The organism is Kitasatospora sp. NPDC054939 (assembly GCF_053610105.1).
In genome coordinates this window covers 75152-90126 of sequence record NZ_JBSGXP010000004.1, presented here as the reverse complement: position 1 = coordinate 90126, position 14975 = coordinate 75152, and the positions used below count along the sequence as shown (strand labels likewise).

The following is a 14975-nucleotide window of genomic DNA, read 5'->3' as shown; positions in this document are numbered from 1 at the left end:
AGAACACCCGTTGGCGAGTTGTGCCCGGCGCCCCGAGGGCGGGCGCGCCGGTCGAGCGCGAGTACGAGTTCCGACAGACCCAGGAGCGGAGTGACGATGCCTGCTGCGATCATCGGACGCGAGGGGCCGCTGGCCGGCCGGCGGTTCCCGGTCGGCGGATCGCCGGTGACCTTCGGCCGCAACGGCGACGCCAGTGTGGTGATCACCAGCGGCAGCGCCTCCCGGCACCACGCCGAGGTGGTGCCGGAGAACGGGCGCTACGTGCTGTACGACCGGGGCAGCCGCAACGGGACGCTGGTGAACGGCCGGGAGGTCACCTCCCACGTCCTGGCGTCCGGCGACCTCATCAGCATCGGCGGCGAGGTGTTCCGCTTCGAGCTGTCCGACGCCCTGGAGACGATCACCGCCCGGCTCGCCCCCGAGCCGGCCGGACCGCCCGGCCGCGCCGAACCGGTCGACCCCGGCCCGGTCCTGAACGTCACCGTCTCCGGCGGCGGACCGGTCGGGCTGGCCTTCGCCCTGCTGCTGGAGCACCTGATGGGCCCGCGGGTGGCGGTCACCGTGCACGACGCCCGGTGGACCCGGGACGGCGACCGGGTGGTCTGGAAGGACGAGTCGCAGGGCAACGTCCGGCGCCAGCAGGTGGTGACGGTGCAGAGCCGGCAGTACCTCAACCTGCCCGAGGAGGCGCAGGCCCGGATGTTCCGCGGCGACTCCTTCACCGAGATGTGGCCGGCCGGACCGGACTCGATCCGCGGCTGCGGCCCGCGCAACATCCGGATCGCCTACATCGAGGACGCCCTGCTGGAGCTGGCCGGCGAGAAGCCGCACGCCATCCGGCTGGTGCCCGAGCGGCTCGACCCGGTCGAGCACCGCGAGGCGGTGGCCGCCGGCCACGTGCTGGCCATCTGCGAGGGCGGCGGCTCCCGCACCCGGGAGCACTTCCGGGACAAGTTCGGCACCCCCGACACCTCCATCTACTCGCTGGACGGCGAGCACCTCCAGGACGTCGTGCTCGGCCTGCGGGTGCGCTCCGCCCTGCCCGACCCGATGGCCGTGCTGCTGACCGTCGCCCAGAACCGCTTCCTGCTCAACTCGCTGCGCGGCGAGGGCTTCCTCAACATGCGGCTGACCGACGACGAGGCCCGCGAGGTCATCGGCGTCGACCCCGTCCGGCACGTCTTCGAGCAGTGCGTGGCGTCCCGGCCCTGCCTGATGGGGCGCAACGAGGACGGCGACTTCCGCTGCGCCACCCACGGCACGCTGTTCCTGCCCGCCCTGGTCAAGGGCTCGGCGCTGTGGAAGCGGGTGCTGGAGGGGCTGGCCCTGTTCGGCGTCCCCGAGGAGGACCTCAGCGCCGTCACCGGCTTCCGGCTGGACATGGTGCAGCGGCCCCGGTTCACCGCCCAGCTGTACCCGGCGACCCCGGCCGGCCCGGGCACCTACGGCTTCCTGCTCGGCGACGCCGCCAACGCCATCCACTTCTGGCCCGGCCGCGGGCTCAACAGCGGCCTGGCGTCGGCGATCTCGCTGGCCCGCTCGCTGAGCGGGGCGTGGCGCGGACGACCCTTCCGGGACGCCGACTTCGTGCGCCACGAGGCGGCGATGTCGATGCTCCAGTACCGGCACAAGAGCCGGGCCTGGAAGGCCATGGTGACCACCGACGAGAACGGCGTCAGCTGCGCCATCAAGGAGCGGATCGCCCAGAGCATGGCGGACGGCGACGCGCCGCCGGCCCCGGGGCGGGCCGACGAGGACCTGGAGGCCTTCCTCGGCCACCTGCGGGCGATCCGGGCGCGGTTGGCGCCGCGCCTGCCCGGTCTGCCCGACGACGCCGTGCTGCGCGCGCACCTGCGCCGGCTGAGCCCGGCGACCGTCCGCACGCTGCTCGCCAGCGGCGTCTGGGACACCCTGGTGATGGGCGGCGAGGAGGTCGACGTCGATCTGTTCTACCGTCAGGAGCGTTCCCCCGCAGCCGCGGTGGGCCGCTCCGGGCCGCCCCGCCGCAGCTGACCGCCCCCGTCGCGCAACCCCCTGCAGCCCGAACGGTACGCACCAGTGACCAACCTGGTGCCGGGCCTTGCTCTGTGAGTAGAGTGGGCCCGATGCCGCCGATCGCGGATTTGCAGGGGGAGGGGACCACAATGCCCGCCATGAACCGCCTCGCACGCGCGTGTACGACGCCGACCTCGTCATATCGGTGGGCGACCTCGGCAACGCGGAACCGGCGCCGGGTGTCCAAGAGCGGAGGGCGGTAGTGTTCCAGTGAAGGTGCACGCATTCGGTCGGGCCCTTTCCCAGCAGTACGGTTCACCTCCTCGCAACAAAACCCCGGTCGGCCACTTCAGACGCCTGCGCCGGCAGTGCGAGGCCCGCCTCTCGGCACTCCGGCTCGAACCCGGCGACCGCGACGTGCTTTCCCTGAAGGAGCGGCTGAGCGCCCTGCGCGGCAAGCCGATCCACCTGATTCCGATGGCCATTCCGGAGTATTCGCTGAACGGGATGTGGATCGCCACCCGGGCGGTCGACTTCGTGGTCTACGAGGTGCGCACCACCCGGGCCCACCAGGAACACATCATCGCGCACGAGCTGTCGCACATCCTCTGCGGCCACGAGGCCAGCACCGGTACCGACGACGCCGTCCTGGAGCGGCTGTTCCCGGACATCGACCCCGGGGTGGTCCGCCGGGTGCTGCAGCGCACCGAGTACTCCGACCGCAACGAACAGGAGGCCGAGATGACGGCCTCCATCCTGCTGGCCCCCGCCCGTCGGCCCGACGGCGCGGCCCTGCCGCCGCTCTCGCAGGACGACGAGGTCATCGCCCGCCTGAAGGAGGCCGTCTCCGCCGACCACCTCGCAGGGGTGGCCCGAAGCGGTAGCTGACCTTCCACATGTTCACACTATTGTCATGGACCTGTTTTCTCGTCACTCTGGGCGCTTTCGCATACAAGCTCCCCGCCCTGCTCAGGAGTCCCAGGAACCTCACCCTGGCCGCGCTCTGCACCTACTTCTTCTGCAATTCGCTGGCCTACTTCGTCGACCTGGAGGTGTTCCGGCAGCGCATCTCCGACCTGGTCGGAATACCGAACGCCACGATGATCATCGTGCAGTCCTCGGTGATCCTGCTGACCGCCGCCCAACAGGTGGCGGTCGCGAATCTCAGCCTGCCGCCGGCCGCCGCGAAACGGTGGATCCGGTGGCAGGTCGCGGGATTCGGCGTGGCGCTCGCCGTCCTGATCGCGCTGTTCTTCACCGTCCTGCCGGACAAACAGAGTTCCGGGCAGAAAGCCGTCTACCTGAACATCCAGGACCCCGACTTCGCCCTCTACATGGCGTACTACCTGGCGATCTGCGCGGTCGGCCGGATGCAGACCGTGCTGTTCGCCTTCCGTTACGCGCGGACCGTCCGGGAATTCTGGCTGCGTTTCGGAATGTGGTCGGTGGCCGGCGGCTCGGGACTCATCCTGGTGTACTGCGCGGTGCGCTACTGGCAGATCCTCGCGCTGCACACCGACGGGATCGTGGAGCCCTGGCGGTTCCTGTTCTGGCTCATCGCGGACATCGGCACGGTCTTCCAGATGATCGGCTGGACCGCGCCCTCCTGGGGCCCCCGGCTCGGCTCCGCCCGGCGCTGGGCCGCCGACTACCGCAGCTACCTGCGGCTCACCCCGCTCTGGCGGGCCGTCTACCGGGCCGCCCCGGACGTCGTCCTCGAACCCCCGCACCGGCTGCCCCGGTGGCTGCCGCCGCGACCCCTCGACTACCACCTCTACCGCCGGGTCATCGAGATACGGGACGCCCAACTGGTGCTCCGGCAGGCCGCGGACCCGATCGCCGTGCACCGGCTCGCCCAGGCGCACGGGCAGCCGCACGAGGCGGTCTGCGAGGCCGCCGTACTGCGCTCCGCCCTGCGCGGGCCGCGGGAACCGCACCTCCCGCAGCCCGAAGCCGTCGCCCGCACCCCCGCCGCGGCCATCAGCCTGCCGCAGGAGATCACCGTGCTCACCCGGCTCTCGCGCGCCTACCGGAAACTGGAGGCGCGCGGCGGGCGGGGCCGGTGAGCCGCGCCCGCACGGCCGCGGGTCAGCCCGCGGCGCCGGGATCGTCGTCGCTCAGCCCCTCCAGCTTGCGCAGCTGGTCGATCATGCTGGAGAGCGCGCGCCGGCTGGACTCCGACAGCCCGGTCGACCGCAGCGCGATGTTGCGGGCGTCGGTCTGCTTCAGCGCGTCCAGCAGGGCCAGCTGGTCGTCGATCCGGCGGGACTCCTCGTCGCTGAGGAAGTAGGCCGCGGAGACGCCGCAGTACTGGGCCAGCGCCTCCAGGTGGCGCATGGTCGGGTTGGTCTTGCGCCCGGTGCGCAGCTGCCACACGTAGGTGGCGCTGATCGTCTTCTCGCCGGCCGCGATGTTGATCGCGGTGGCGACCTCCTCGTTGGAGGGCGGTCGTCTCCCCGCGGGAGCCGTGACGGTGAGCAGGTGCTCCAGCTTCTCCGCGAGGCTCCGCGGCGCTGTCTGCTCCCCGTCGCCCCGGCCGTCGGCATCGGTCATGCTGCCGGCCCTCCTTTCACAACACGTCCTCCTCGGCCGTCAACTCTATCCAGCGCGCCCACAACCCGGCTACGAGCGTTCGTCACGCGGACCGCCCCGGCGCCGGCGGCGCCCCGAAGTAGCGCCGGAAGAGCAGGGACGACAGGACGAGCTGGGCCCCGGAACCGATGATCATCGACCACCATACGCCCTGCACACCGAGCGCCGGGAGGGCGCTCAGACCGTACGCCAGGGGCAGTTGGACGCACGAGCCGAGCACGGTCACCCAGAGCATCGACCGGCTGCGCCCGCCGCCCATGAACACCCCGCCGAGCCCCACCACGCCGGCCAGCAGCACCAGGTAGGGGAGCAGGTACCACATCAGGACGGCGCCCTCGTCGACGACCCCGGGCGAGTCGGCGAAGAACCCCATCAGGACCCGCCCGCCGAGGGCCAGCACCAGGCCGACCCCGGCGCCGAGCGCCATCGCCAGCAGGGCGCTCTGCCGCCCGATCACCCGGTCGGCGTTCTCCCCCGCGCCGCGGGTGCGGGCGGTGAGGATGCTGCCGGCCTGGCGGAACGCGTAGAAGGCCATGGTGACGAAGAGGATCACCTTGATGCCGATGCCGTACGCGGCGAGCGGCTCCTCGCCCGAGCGGGCGACGATGCCGACCAGGGCCATGCTGACGCCCATCCGGACCACGAAGTCCCCCGAGGCCGGCAGGCCGACGCCGAGCAGGCGGCGCAGCGCGGCCGGCAGCCGCAGCGCCGGTGCCCCGTCGGCGGGGGTGTCCGGCGCGACCGGGTCCGGCCGCAGCCGGTGGCGGAGCCGGCGCAGCAGGACGAGTGCCACCGCGAGGGCGATCGCCCGGCCCAGCAGCATGCCGAGGGCGGCGCCCTGGACGCCCATCCGGGGCAGCGGTCCGACCCCGAAGACGAAGAGTGGGTCGAGGACCAGGATCAATGCGTTGGCGAGGATCGCCATCCGCATCGGCGTACGGGTGTCGCCGGTGCCCTTGAAGATCCCGTCGACCACGTTCTGGGCGAAGAAGACGGCGATCCCGGGGAAGGAGATCGCGAAGAACTCCACGGTCAGCCGGAAGACCTCGCCCTGGCCGCCGACCAGCAGCCGGGCGATCGGCTCCCGGGCGAGGAAGCCGCCGATCGCCACCAGCGGGGTGATGACCAGCCAGAGCACGCCCACGGCCCTGATGACGACCGGGAGTTCGGCCCGGCGGCCGCCGCCGAGGGTGTCCGCGAGCAGGACGGTCACGCCGATGTTGGCCATCAGGATCACGCCGAGCAGCACGTTCTCCAGGGTGCTGGCGATGGCGACGGCGCCCACCGCCGCGTCCCCGAGCCGGGCCACCCAGACCGTGTCCACGATGCCGGCGACCACGCCGGAGAGCAGTTCGAAGTACACCGGTACGCCCAGGCCGAGCAGCGACCGGCGGACGGCCGCCGGTGCGGGGCCCGCGGCCACGGCCGGGGCCGTCCGGGTGTCGGCAGACATGCGCTTCCCCTTCGTCACACCGGTCGTGGACTCTCGTGAGGAGAGACTAGCCACAATCACGTCACTCTAATAGAGGTAGTTGAGAACATTGCCCCGAGGACACCCACCGAACGACGCGCCCCGGCGCCCCGACCACGGAGGAAGACCGTGCTGACCCTCTCGATCCTCGGCTTTCTGGCGGAGCGTCCGATGCACGCCTACGAGCTGCGCAAGCACGTCTCCGACCTCATCGGCCACAACCGCCCGGTCAGCGACGGCGCCCTCTACCCCGCCCTCAACCGGCTGCGCGGCGCCGGGCACATCGAGCGCCAGGAGGAGCCCGGCCAGAGCGCGCCGCCCCGCCAGGTCCTGCGGATCACCCCCGCCGGACGGGCCGAGCTGCTGCGCCGGCTGGCCGACCCCAAGCAGGCCGAGATCACCGACGGCGGCTCCTTCTTCACCGTGCTGGCCTTCCTCGGCCTGCTCCCGGACGGCGCCCAGCAGGCCGCGGTGCTCCGGCGCAGACTGGAGTTCCTCTCCCGGCCCACCGGCTTCTTCAGCCGCTCCGGCGCCCCGGTGCGGATCAAGGACGAGACCGACCGCTACCGCCGGGGCATGCTGGTGATGGCCCGGGCCGCCCAGCGGGCCGAACGGGCCTGGCTGGAGGAGACCCTGGCGGAACTCGGCCACCCCTGGGAGCAGCGCGGGCTGACCGAGGCCCCGCAGCAGCGCTGACGCCGACGCGGGTGTGCGGACAGCCCGGCCCGGCACTGTCCGCACACCCGCGTCGCCGGGCCGCCCGCTCACCGCCCGCCGGTCTCCTGCCGCTGCCGCCGCCGTGCGCGGACCAGCCCGGCGGCCAGCACCACCGCGGTCAATACCGCCGTGCCGACCACCTGCGGCCGGGTCTCCGGGTCGGCGGCCAGCAGCACCAGCACCACCGCCATCGCCGCCAGCGCCAGCACGGTCAGCCCCGGGAACGCCCACACCCGCAGCGCCAGCCGCTCCGGGGCGGTGCGCTCCAGCTCGGTGCGCAGCCGCAGCTGGGTGGCGGCGACCGCGATCCAGACCACCAGGGCGATCGCACCGACCGAGTTGAGCATCCAGAGGAACACGCTGTCCGGCCACTTGAAGTTCAGCAGCACCGAGACGAAGCCGAAGGCCACCGACACCAGCACCGCCGGCTGCGGCACCCCGCGGGCGGAGAGCCGGCGCAGCACGCCCGGCGCCTCGCCGCGCTCGGCCAGCGAGTACACCATCCGCGAAGCGGCGTACAGGTTGGCGTTGAGCGCGGAGAGCAGGGCGGCGAGCAGCACCACGTTCATCACCTGGGCCGCGCCGGGCACCCCGATCCGCTCCAGGACGGCCACGAAGGGGCTCTTGCCGATGGAGGCGTCGTTCCAGGGCAGGACGGTCACCGCGATCGCCACCGAGCCCAGGTAGAACAGCAGCAGCCGCCAGACGACGCTGCGCATCGCGCTGGCGAGGCCGCGCACCGGGTCCTCGGACTCGGCGGCGGCCAGCGTGACGATCTCCATCCCGCCGAAGGAGAAGACCACCACCAGCAGCCCGGAGAGCACCCCGCTCCAGCCGTTCGGCAGGAAGCCGCCGTGCTCGGTGAGGTTGCCCAGGCCGATGGCGTCCTTGCCGGGGAGCAGGCCGGTCACCGCCAGCACCCCGAGCACCAGGAAGCCGACGATCGCGGCGACCTTGAGCACGGCGAACCAGAACTCGAACTCGCCGAAGGTGCCCACCGCGGCCAGGTTGGCCACGGTGAGGGCGGTCATGAACAGCAGCACCCAGACCCAGGTGTCCACGGCCGGCACCCAGCCGTGGACGATCACCGCGGCCCCGGTGGCCTCGATGGCCAGCACCACCACGATCAGGCACCAGTACAGCCAGCCGATGGTGAACCCGGCCCAGCTGCCCCAGGCCCGGGCGGCGTGCGCCGAGAACGAGCCCGAGGACGGCAGGGCGACCGACATCTCGCCCATCATCCGCATGATCACCACGGAGAGCAGCCCGGCCAGCGCGAAGCTGACCAGGATGCCCGGTCCGGCGACGGCGATCCCGGCGCCGGAGCCCACGAACAGCCCCGCGCCGATCGCGCCGCCGAGGCCGATCATCGTCAGGTGCCGCTGCCGCAGGGCGGTCGGCAGCCCGCCGGCCGACGGCGGCGCGCCCTTCGCGGGGGGCTGTGCGGGCGCCTGGGTCTGGGGTCTGGTACTCGACATGGCTGTGTCCCGGGGGTCAGGGGGATACGGGTGGGTGGTGGCCCGGTCAGTCGGTGTAGACCGGCTTGAGGACCTTCTCGGCGCCCTCCAGCGCGGAGAGCACCTGCTCGCGGGTCTCGCCGCGGGCGAGCACCAGCGCGAAGCAGGAGACGGGGTTCTCCGGGTACTTGATGACGACGTGGTCGCCGGGCTTCGCCATCCAGCGCAGGCCGATGACGCCGGGGACGGCGGTGACCTCCTCGATGCCGTCGAAGCCGGCCAGCTCGCCGGTGCGGTCGGCCAGCAGCGGGCTGAAGCCGGCCGGCGTCGGCCGCTCCCGGCGGACGAAGTCCACCGGCTCGCCGAGCACCGCGCGCAGGTACTCGCGCGGCCCCCACACGCCGGTCGACTCGCGGATCGACTCCTGGACGAAGGCGGTGGTGCCGCCCAGCCGCCCGTTGACCTCGATGATCCGCGGCCCGCGGTCGGTCAGCCGCAGCTCCACGTGGGCGCCGCCGGTGGTCGCGCCGAGCGCCTTCAGCGCGGCCACCGCGGTGTCGACCAGCAGCTGCTGCTCGCTCTCCGGCAGGGCGGAGGGGGTGGCGTAGGCGCCCTCGATGAAGTGCGGCTCGGCGAACGGGTACGGCTTGTCGTGGATGGCCAGCAGCCGGTACTCGCCGCCGCCGTACACCAGGTCGACGGCGTACTCCTCGCCGGACACGTACTCCTGGACGAGCACGCCCTGCGCCTGCGGGTAGGCGTAGATGCGGGCCACGTTGGGCACCGCGTAGTCGCCGTCGCGGAACTCGTCCGGCCCGTACAGGCCGCTGATGTTGGTGAAGGCCGCGACCAGCTCGGCGTCGTCGGCGACCTTGGTGACGCCCTGGCTGGAGGCGCTGGCCTGCGGCTTGAGGACCAGCGGGTAGCCGAGTTCGGCGGCCACCGCGCGGGCCCCCTCCAGGGTGGTGACCACCCGGGTCGCGGGGGTGGGCACGCCGGCCTCGTCCAGCCGCTGCCCGGTGACGAACTTGTCGCGCATGGCCCGCACGGACTCCGCCGAGTTGCCGGGCAGGCCGAGTTCGGCGCCGACCCGGGCGGCGACGTGCAGCGCGCCCTCGTGGAAGGTCGCCACCGCGTCGATCCGGCCGCCGCCGTCGAGGTGGGCGCGGACCGCCGCGAGCACGGCGTCCTCGTCCATCTCGTCGACGGCCAGGTGCACGTCGTAGACGCTGCCGTCGGCCGGCGGGGTCTTCGAGGCCAGCACCAGGGTCAGGCCCAGGTCGTGCGGGGTGCGCAGCAGATCGGGGTTCTGCGAGGAGGCGATCAGCAGCAGGGTGCGGGGTACGGACAGGTCGGACAGCTCGGACATGGGTTCTCCCGGTCGTTCTCGTCAGGGGTGCGTCGGTGCTGCGGGCCGGTGGCGCAGGCGCACCGCCCGGGGCAGCAGGTCGAGGGCGCGCCGGCAGGCGGCGGCGTCCTCGCCCACGGCGACGGCGAGCACCAGGGGGGTCCCCGGGGCGCCGCCGCCGCGGGCACGGAGAGAGCTGCCCGGCCCGGCGAGCGGCCGAACCTCCCAGATCCCACCGGGTAGTTGCAACTGGTCGACCGTCAGCTCGACCAGCACCGCACCCGGTTGCGGGACGCCGGTGGCGTGCAGCAGCCGGACGGCCGCGGCACTGCGGCGGCGCGGCGCGAGGTCCGGTTCGGCCCCGGCGGCCAGGTCCGCCCAGGCCGCGGCGAGGTCGGTGCCGGTGGCCAGCGCCCCGGCCCGCAGCAGCGGATCGCCCGCCGCCAGGCCGCGCACCCCGGCCGGCTCGTACCCGCCCGCACCGAGCCGCAGCGCGGTGGCGGTGAAGCCGGTCCCGCCGCCGAGCCGGCGGTGGGCGGCGCGGACGGCCGCGGCGGTGCGCGGATCGGCGGTCAGCCCGTCCGCCGCGTCCACGACCCGGCCGCTGTCGTCGTCGGCGCCCGGCTCCTGGTCCGGCCGGGCGGTGAACAGCGGGGCCGGCCGGCCGCCGAGCACGGCGGAGACCACCACCGCGTCCGCCCCGGCGGTGCCCGGCCCGCCGGTACGCAGGCCGCCGGTGCGCAGGCCGGCCGTGCGCAGCGGGCCCGCCGGCAGTCCGGCCCGCTCCGCGAGGGCGAGCGCGGCGGCCGCCCCCTCGGGCCGGAAGGCGCAGACGCCCACCGCCCCGGGCGGCACGGCGCCGTCGGGCACCGGGAGCAGCCGGTAGCGGCGCCCGATCGCGCGCCGAGCCCAGCCGCTCCCGGCGTCGTCGCCGTCGTCGCCGGCATCGCCGCCGGCCAGCAGCAGGACCGGACGCCGGTCGGGTGGGGGTCCGACCGGCGCGGTGCGCCGTCCCTCCGGGGTGAGCGCTCGTGGGCCCATCGGGTCCTCCTCCTTCTGCGTCCTGCCCGGTCCTGAGGTGCCTGTCGTGCCTGCCGTACTGGTGGTGCCAGCCCCGCTCCCCCGCCCGCTAGTGCACCGGGCGGGGGCCGGCCAGGGCGCGCCGCCGGTCGTCCAGGGTCCGGACCGCCACGGTGGCGGCGGTCACGGACGCCCGGACGGCGCTCAGCGCCTGCCTGGCCAGCTCGACGGGCTTCTCCCCGCCGGTGTCCCGGCGGGCCTCCTCCGCCGCCACCGCGATCAGTGCGGCGCTCTCGACGGCCGCGACGATGGCGGAGTCGAGGGCGTCGCCCTGGTCCGTCAGGTCGAGCAGTTCGGCGAGCACCCGGTCGAGCAGCTCGGCGGCGGAGGCGTCCACCTGTCGGGTGGTCATGCCAGCGGCTGCCGGCTCGGGTGCCGGCCGGGCAGCTCGCGGCCGGTCTTGGTGACCAGCAGGTCGCCGATGTAGAGGTGGTCGAGCTCGGTGTTCAGGAAGGTCCTGACCGCGTCCTCGGGGGTCTCCACGATCGGCTCGCCGGCGTCGTTGTAGGAGGTGTTGAGCACCACCGGGACCCCGGTGAGCCGGTTGAAGTGCGAGATCAGCTCGTGGTAGCGGGGGTTGACGTCGGCCTCGACGGTCTGCACCCGGGCGGTGCCGTCCACGTGGGTGATCGCGGGCACCTCGTCCCGGCGGTGCTCCAGGACGTTCGGGACGAGCAGCATGAACGGGCTGTCCCCGTGCATCTCGAACCACTTCTCGGCCTCCTCCGCCAGCACCGACGGGGCGAACGGCCGGAACACCTCGCGGTGCTTGACGACCTCGTTGAGGTAGTCGCGGACCTGCGGGTGGCGCGGGTCGGCCAGCATGCTGCGGTGCCCGAGGGCGCGCGGGCCGATCTCGGAGCCGCCCTGCACCCAGCCGACCAGGCGGTGCTCGGCGAGCAGCCCGGCGACCTCCGCCGGGGTCGCGGTGCGGTACTCGACGCGGTCGCCGACCGCCTGCACGGCGGCCTCGATCTCCTCGGCGCCGTAGCTGCGCCCGGTGGCGCCGGAGCGCAGGTGGTGGCGCTCGGTGCCGCCGGCGATGGCGTAGTAGCCGTAGTAGGCGGCGCCGATGGCCACGCCCGCGTCGCCGGCCGGGGGCAGGATGTAGACCTCGTCGAACGGGCCCTCCGCGGCGATCCGCTGGTTGGCGACCGAGTTCAGCGCGACGCCGCCGGTGATGCAGAGGTTGCGGCGGCCGGTCTTCTCGTGGGCGTAGCGGGCGAGTTCGAGGATGGCCTCCTCGGTCTCCTGCTGGACCTTGTACGCGACGTCCTTGGCGAACTGGTGGTCCCAGGCGCCCTTGACGCTCGGGTCGTAGCCGTCGCCGTCGGCGGCGTACCAGGTGTCCCAGGCGCGCTCCAGGTCCTCGGTGCGCACCTGGACGTCGCCGTCCACGACCTTCAGCAGCCGCTCCCACTCGGGGTGCGGACGCCCGTACGGGGCCAGGCCCATGGTCTTGCCGGCCTCGGTGTAGCCGCCGCAGCCGAAGTCGCCGAAGGTCGGGTGGCCCCAGCGGGTGACGAAGCCGAGCTTGGCGGTGAAGAAGCTGTAGAAGAGGCCGAGCCCGACCTCGCTCCAGTCGGTCGGGAAGGTCGCCGAGTGCACGGCCTTCAGCGAGGTGCCCTGCCCGTCCAGGATGGTGTGCTTCTCGATCCGGTCGGTGCCGGGGAGCCGGCTGCCGACCCCGTCGACGACCAGTACGGCGGCCTCCTCGAACGGCGAGGCCAGGTAGCCCGCGTAGCCGTGCGCGAGGTGGTGGGAGGGCATCGGCAGGCTGTGCACCTTGCTCTTGTCGCGGATCGGCAGCTCGCGCAGGATGAGGTCGCGGGCGCCGTCGCCGAGCGGGCGGTTGCCGACCACCAGGTCCACGTCGTCGAGGCCGATGCCGGCCGCGTCGAGGCAGTAGGTGATGGCCTTCATCGGCAGCACCTTGGACAGCTTCTCGAAGTGGCCGTGGATGATGAAGCCCTCGGAGTGCTTGAGCCGGTCGAGCCGCTCCTCCTCGACGGCGACCACGATGCGCCCGTCCTGGACCAGGCAGGCGGCGCGGTCGTGGCTCAGGTTGATGCCCAGTACGTACATGTCACGGTCTCCGTATCGTTGTGCGTTCGCGGGCTGGTGCGGTGGTGGGTCGGTGGGCCGGGGGCTCACAGGAAGTGCCGGCCCCCGTCGACGACCAGGGTCTGGCCGGTGACGGCGGTGCCGGGGCCGAGCAGGAAGGCGGCGGCGTCCGCGATCTCGACCGGGTCGACCAGGCGCCGCAGCGCCGTGGTGCGGACGATCGCGTCGAGCACGGGCCCGTCCAGGGAGGAGGTCATCGCCGAGTCGACCGGGCCCGGGGCGAGGGCGTTGACCCGGATGCCGTGCACGCCGAGGTCGCGGGCTGCACTGCGGGTGAGGCCGAACAGCCCGGCCTTGCCCGCCGCGTACTGCGGGCCGAAGGCGCCCCCGGTCAGGGCGGCGACGCTGGAGATGTTGACCACCGCGCCGCCCTTGTCGCGCAGGGCCGGCAGCAGCAGCTGGGTCAGCCGGAACGGTGCTGTGAGGTTGAGCCGCAGGGCGTCCTCCCACTCCTGCGGGGTGATCTCGTCGAAGGCCCGGGCGCGGGCGCCGCCGGCGTTGTTGACCAGGCCGTCCACGGTCGGCCAGCGCTCCAGGACGGCCCCGGCCAGCCGCTCCGGGCCGTCGGCCAGCGCCAGGTCGGCGGCGACCGGGAGCAGTTCGCGGCCGGCCCGCTCGGCCTCGGCCCGCAGCGGGGCGAGGGCGGCGGCGTTGCTGCGGTACTGGAGGGCGAGGTCGGCGCCGAGTTCCAGGAACCGGCGGGCCATCGCCCGGCCGAGGTCGCCGGACGCGCCGGTGACCACGATGCGCCTGCCCTGCAGGGTCATGCCTCCTCCTTCCGGTGGGTGGGGTCTGCGGAGGCCCGGTCGCCGGCCGGGCGGGCCACGTGGCCGCGCACCTCGCGCAGGAACTGCCCGAGGTGGCCCTCGTGCGGCAGGTACGGATCCCGCCACCAGCCGGGCACGACGCCGTGCACCAGGGTGCGGACGGTCGGCTCGGCCAGGGCCGCGGCGACCAGCTCCTGGTCCTCGGTGAGCAGGGTCAGCGCGAGCGAGTCGGCCAGCGGCGCGAGGCCCTCGGCGGGCCGCCAGGGCGCCACCCAGACGCAGGGGAACGGGAGTTCCGTCCGCAGCCCCGGGTGGTCGGAGCGGTCCACGGCGAGCACGGCCGGCCGCAGCGCGGCCGCGTCGCCCGCGACCACCGGCGTCGGGTCGTCCACGCCGTGCGCCGCGGTGAGGTCCACGGCACCCTGCGCCGCCGCGGCGAGCGCCTCGCGCAGCGCCCTGGCCTCCTTCAGCGGCCGGACCGGCAGCACCGCGTCCGGCGCGGTGACGTGCCGGACGGGCAGCGCGGCCAGCCGGCCGGCCAGCGCGTCGGCCAGCTCCCGGTGGTCGCCCGAGGTGAGGACGGCGGTGGTGTTGGTGCAGCGGACCCCGCCGTCCTCGGCGATCTCGGCCACCAGGTGGTCGAGCAGCGCGTCGTCCACCGGGCGGTCGACCAGGATCTTGCTGCGGCCGGGGCCGTGCACGCTGATCCGGCGCTCGCCCCGCAGCCGCTCCACGGTCGACTCGCCGCCGTAGACCAGCGCCAGGTCGGCGGCGGCCACCAGGGCGTCCGCCGCGGTGTGCGGGCCCGGCAGCACGCTGATCAGGTGCGGCGGGAGTCCGGCCGCCAGCAGCGCGCGGGCCAGCCGCAGCGGGGTGAGCGGGTCGCGGGCCCCGGGCCGGACGGCGACGCCGTAGCCGAGGGCCAGCGCCTTCAGCCAGCCGAACTGGGTGGCCGGGTGGTTGCTGGGGGCGACCACGCCGAGCACCGAGCCGCGCCGGGCCCAGCGGGCCGGGGTGCCGGGACCGGTGCCGGCCGGCCGCTGCACGGCGACCACCTCGGGCAGCAGGCCCGCCTCGGCGGCCAGCCGGGCGGCGGTGCGCCGGGCCGCACCGATCGGGACCCCGGAGGCCAGGGCCTGGTGCCGGGCGTACTCCTCGGGGCTCTGCCCGCCGAGGTCGGCCCCGGCGAACAGCCGGCCGGCCTCGGCCAGTACGGCGGCCAGGGCCACCGGATCGGGCTCGTCGGCGGGGCCGCCCGCGGCCCGGCGGGCCTCCCGCATCGCCCGGACGGTCAGCCGGGTGACCAGCGGCGGCGCCTGGTGGACGGTCGCCAGCGGCTCGCCCGCCACGTCGGTCAGGACGCGGGTCTCCCGCGAGGGGCTCTCGACCCCCAGCCGGAGCAGCGGCAGTGACAGCATGTCGGA

At 74.1% G+C, this 14975-nt stretch carries 13 protein-coding genes; 4 read left to right on the top strand and 9 right to left on the bottom strand.

What is annotated here, in order from left to right; all coding sequences use genetic code 11:
* Positions 1–96 precede the first annotated feature (96 nt).
* The 3 genes from ACWGB8_RS02585 to ACWGB8_RS02575 all read left to right on the top strand — a co-directional run bounded on the left by ACWGB8_RS02585 (position 97) and on the right by ACWGB8_RS02575 (position 4061).
* On the top strand, positions 97–2013 hold the full coding sequence (locus tag ACWGB8_RS02585) for an FHA domain-containing protein (RefSeq protein ID WP_452209494.1): 1917 nt from the start codon (positions 97–99) through the stop codon (positions 2011–2013).
* Between the two features lie 399 nt (positions 2014–2412).
* The gene (locus ACWGB8_RS02580) at positions 2413–2883 is read left to right on the top strand and encodes a hypothetical protein (protein WP_452209492.1); all 471 of its coding nucleotides are present in this window, start codon (positions 2413–2415) and stop codon (positions 2881–2883) included.
* 8 nt (positions 2884–2891) lie between these two features.
* On the top strand, positions 2892–4061 hold the full coding sequence (locus ACWGB8_RS02575; protein WP_452209491.1) for an MAB_1171c family putative transporter: 1170 nt from the start codon (positions 2892–2894) through the stop codon (positions 4059–4061).
* A 22-nt stretch (positions 4062–4083) separates the two neighbouring features.
* Here the strand turns inward: ACWGB8_RS02575 and ACWGB8_RS02570 are convergent, their stop codons facing one another.
* Both ACWGB8_RS02570 and ACWGB8_RS02565 read right to left on the bottom strand, forming a co-directional pair.
* Positions 4084–4548 (bottom strand): helix-turn-helix domain-containing protein, encoded by a 465-nt coding sequence (locus tag ACWGB8_RS02570; protein ID WP_452209489.1) that lies wholly within the window; start codon positions 4546–4548, stop codon positions 4084–4086.
* An 82-nt stretch (positions 4549–4630) separates the two neighbouring features.
* Entirely contained in the window at positions 4631–6040 is a 1410-nt protein-coding gene (locus tag ACWGB8_RS02565) for an MATE family efflux transporter (protein ID WP_452209487.1), read from the bottom strand.
* A gap of 147 nt (positions 6041–6187) precedes the next feature.
* Between ACWGB8_RS02565 and ACWGB8_RS02560 the strand changes: the two genes are divergently transcribed.
* Positions 6188–6754 carry a PadR family transcriptional regulator gene (locus ACWGB8_RS02560; protein ID WP_452209485.1) on the top strand — a complete coding sequence of 189 codons (567 nt, stop codon included), beginning with the start codon at positions 6188–6190 and terminating at the stop codon, positions 6752–6754.
* A gap of 68 nt (positions 6755–6822) precedes the next feature.
* Here ACWGB8_RS02560 and ACWGB8_RS02555 read toward each other — a convergent pair whose 3' ends face one another.
* From ACWGB8_RS02555 to ACWGB8_RS02525, 7 genes are all read right to left on the bottom strand, one after another.
* Positions 6823–8253 (bottom strand): amino acid permease, encoded by a 1431-nt coding sequence (locus tag ACWGB8_RS02555; protein WP_452209483.1) that lies wholly within the window; start codon positions 8251–8253, stop codon positions 6823–6825.
* Positions 8254–8299: 46 nt separating this feature from the next.
* Positions 8300–9601 (bottom strand): ATP-grasp domain-containing protein, encoded by a 1302-nt coding sequence (locus tag ACWGB8_RS02550; protein ID WP_452209481.1) that lies wholly within the window; start codon positions 9599–9601, stop codon positions 8300–8302.
* A gap of 21 nt (positions 9602–9622) precedes the next feature.
* Positions 9623–10621 carry a hypothetical protein gene (locus tag ACWGB8_RS02545; protein ID WP_452209479.1) on the bottom strand — a complete coding sequence of 333 codons (999 nt, stop codon included), beginning with the start codon at positions 10619–10621 and terminating at the stop codon, positions 9623–9625.
* Between the two features lie 88 nt (positions 10622–10709).
* Positions 10710–11012, bottom strand: coding sequence for a hypothetical protein (locus ACWGB8_RS02540; protein WP_452209477.1), 303 nt, complete (start codon positions 11010–11012; stop codon positions 10710–10712).
* On the bottom strand, positions 11009–12745 hold the full coding sequence (locus ACWGB8_RS02535; protein WP_452209475.1) for a carbamoyltransferase family protein: 1737 nt from the start codon (positions 12743–12745) through the stop codon (positions 11009–11011). Before ACWGB8_RS02535 ends, ACWGB8_RS02540 begins: the two co-directional genes overlap by 4 nt.
* A gap of 65 nt (positions 12746–12810) precedes the next feature.
* The gene (locus ACWGB8_RS02530) at positions 12811–13551 is read right to left on the bottom strand and encodes an SDR family NAD(P)-dependent oxidoreductase (RefSeq protein ID WP_452209474.1); all 741 of its coding nucleotides are present in this window, start codon (positions 13549–13551) and stop codon (positions 12811–12813) included.
* Positions 13548–14969 carry an aldehyde dehydrogenase family protein gene (locus ACWGB8_RS02525; RefSeq protein WP_452209472.1) on the bottom strand — a complete coding sequence of 474 codons (1422 nt, stop codon included), beginning with the start codon at positions 14967–14969 and terminating at the stop codon, positions 13548–13550. Before ACWGB8_RS02525 ends, ACWGB8_RS02530 begins: the two co-directional genes overlap by 4 nt.
* Positions 14970–14975 lie beyond the last annotated feature (6 nt).

Excerpts from the sequence above, each read along its gene's own strand:
- ACWGB8_RS02575 (WP_452209491.1), top strand. The coding sequence starts at position 2,892 with ATGTTCACACTATTGTCATGGACCTGTTTTCTCGTCACTCTGGGCGCT.
- ACWGB8_RS02570 (WP_452209489.1), bottom strand. The coding sequence starts at position 4,548 with ATGACCGATGCCGACGGCCGGGGCGACGGGGAGCAGACAGCGCCGCGG.
- ACWGB8_RS02555 (WP_452209483.1), bottom strand. The coding sequence starts at position 8,253 with ATGTCGAGTACCAGACCCCAGACCCAGGCGCCCGCACAGCCCCCCGCG.
- ACWGB8_RS02550 (WP_452209481.1), bottom strand. The coding sequence starts at position 9,601 with ATGTCCGAGCTGTCCGACCTGTCCGTACCCCGCACCCTGCTGCTGATC.
- ACWGB8_RS02565 (WP_452209487.1), bottom strand. The coding sequence starts at position 6,040 with ATGTCTGCCGACACCCGGACGGCCCCGGCCGTGGCCGCGGGCCCCGCA.
- ACWGB8_RS02525 (WP_452209472.1), bottom strand. The coding sequence starts at position 14,969 with ATGCTGTCACTGCCGCTGCTCCGGCTGGGGGTCGAGAGCCCCTCGCGG.
- ACWGB8_RS02535 (WP_452209475.1), bottom strand. The coding sequence starts at position 12,745 with ATGTACGTACTGGGCATCAACCTGAGCCACGACCGCGCCGCCTGCCTG.
- ACWGB8_RS02545 (WP_452209479.1), bottom strand. The coding sequence starts at position 10,621 with ATGGGCCCACGAGCGCTCACCCCGGAGGGACGGCGCACCGCGCCGGTC.
- ACWGB8_RS02530 (WP_452209474.1), bottom strand. The coding sequence starts at position 13,551 with ATGACCCTGCAGGGCAGGCGCATCGTGGTCACCGGCGCGTCCGGCGAC.
- ACWGB8_RS02585 (WP_452209494.1), top strand. The coding sequence starts at position 97 with ATGCCTGCTGCGATCATCGGACGCGAGGGGCCGCTGGCCGGCCGGCGG.
- ACWGB8_RS02540 (WP_452209477.1), bottom strand. The coding sequence starts at position 11,012 with ATGACCACCCGACAGGTGGACGCCTCCGCCGCCGAGCTGCTCGACCGG.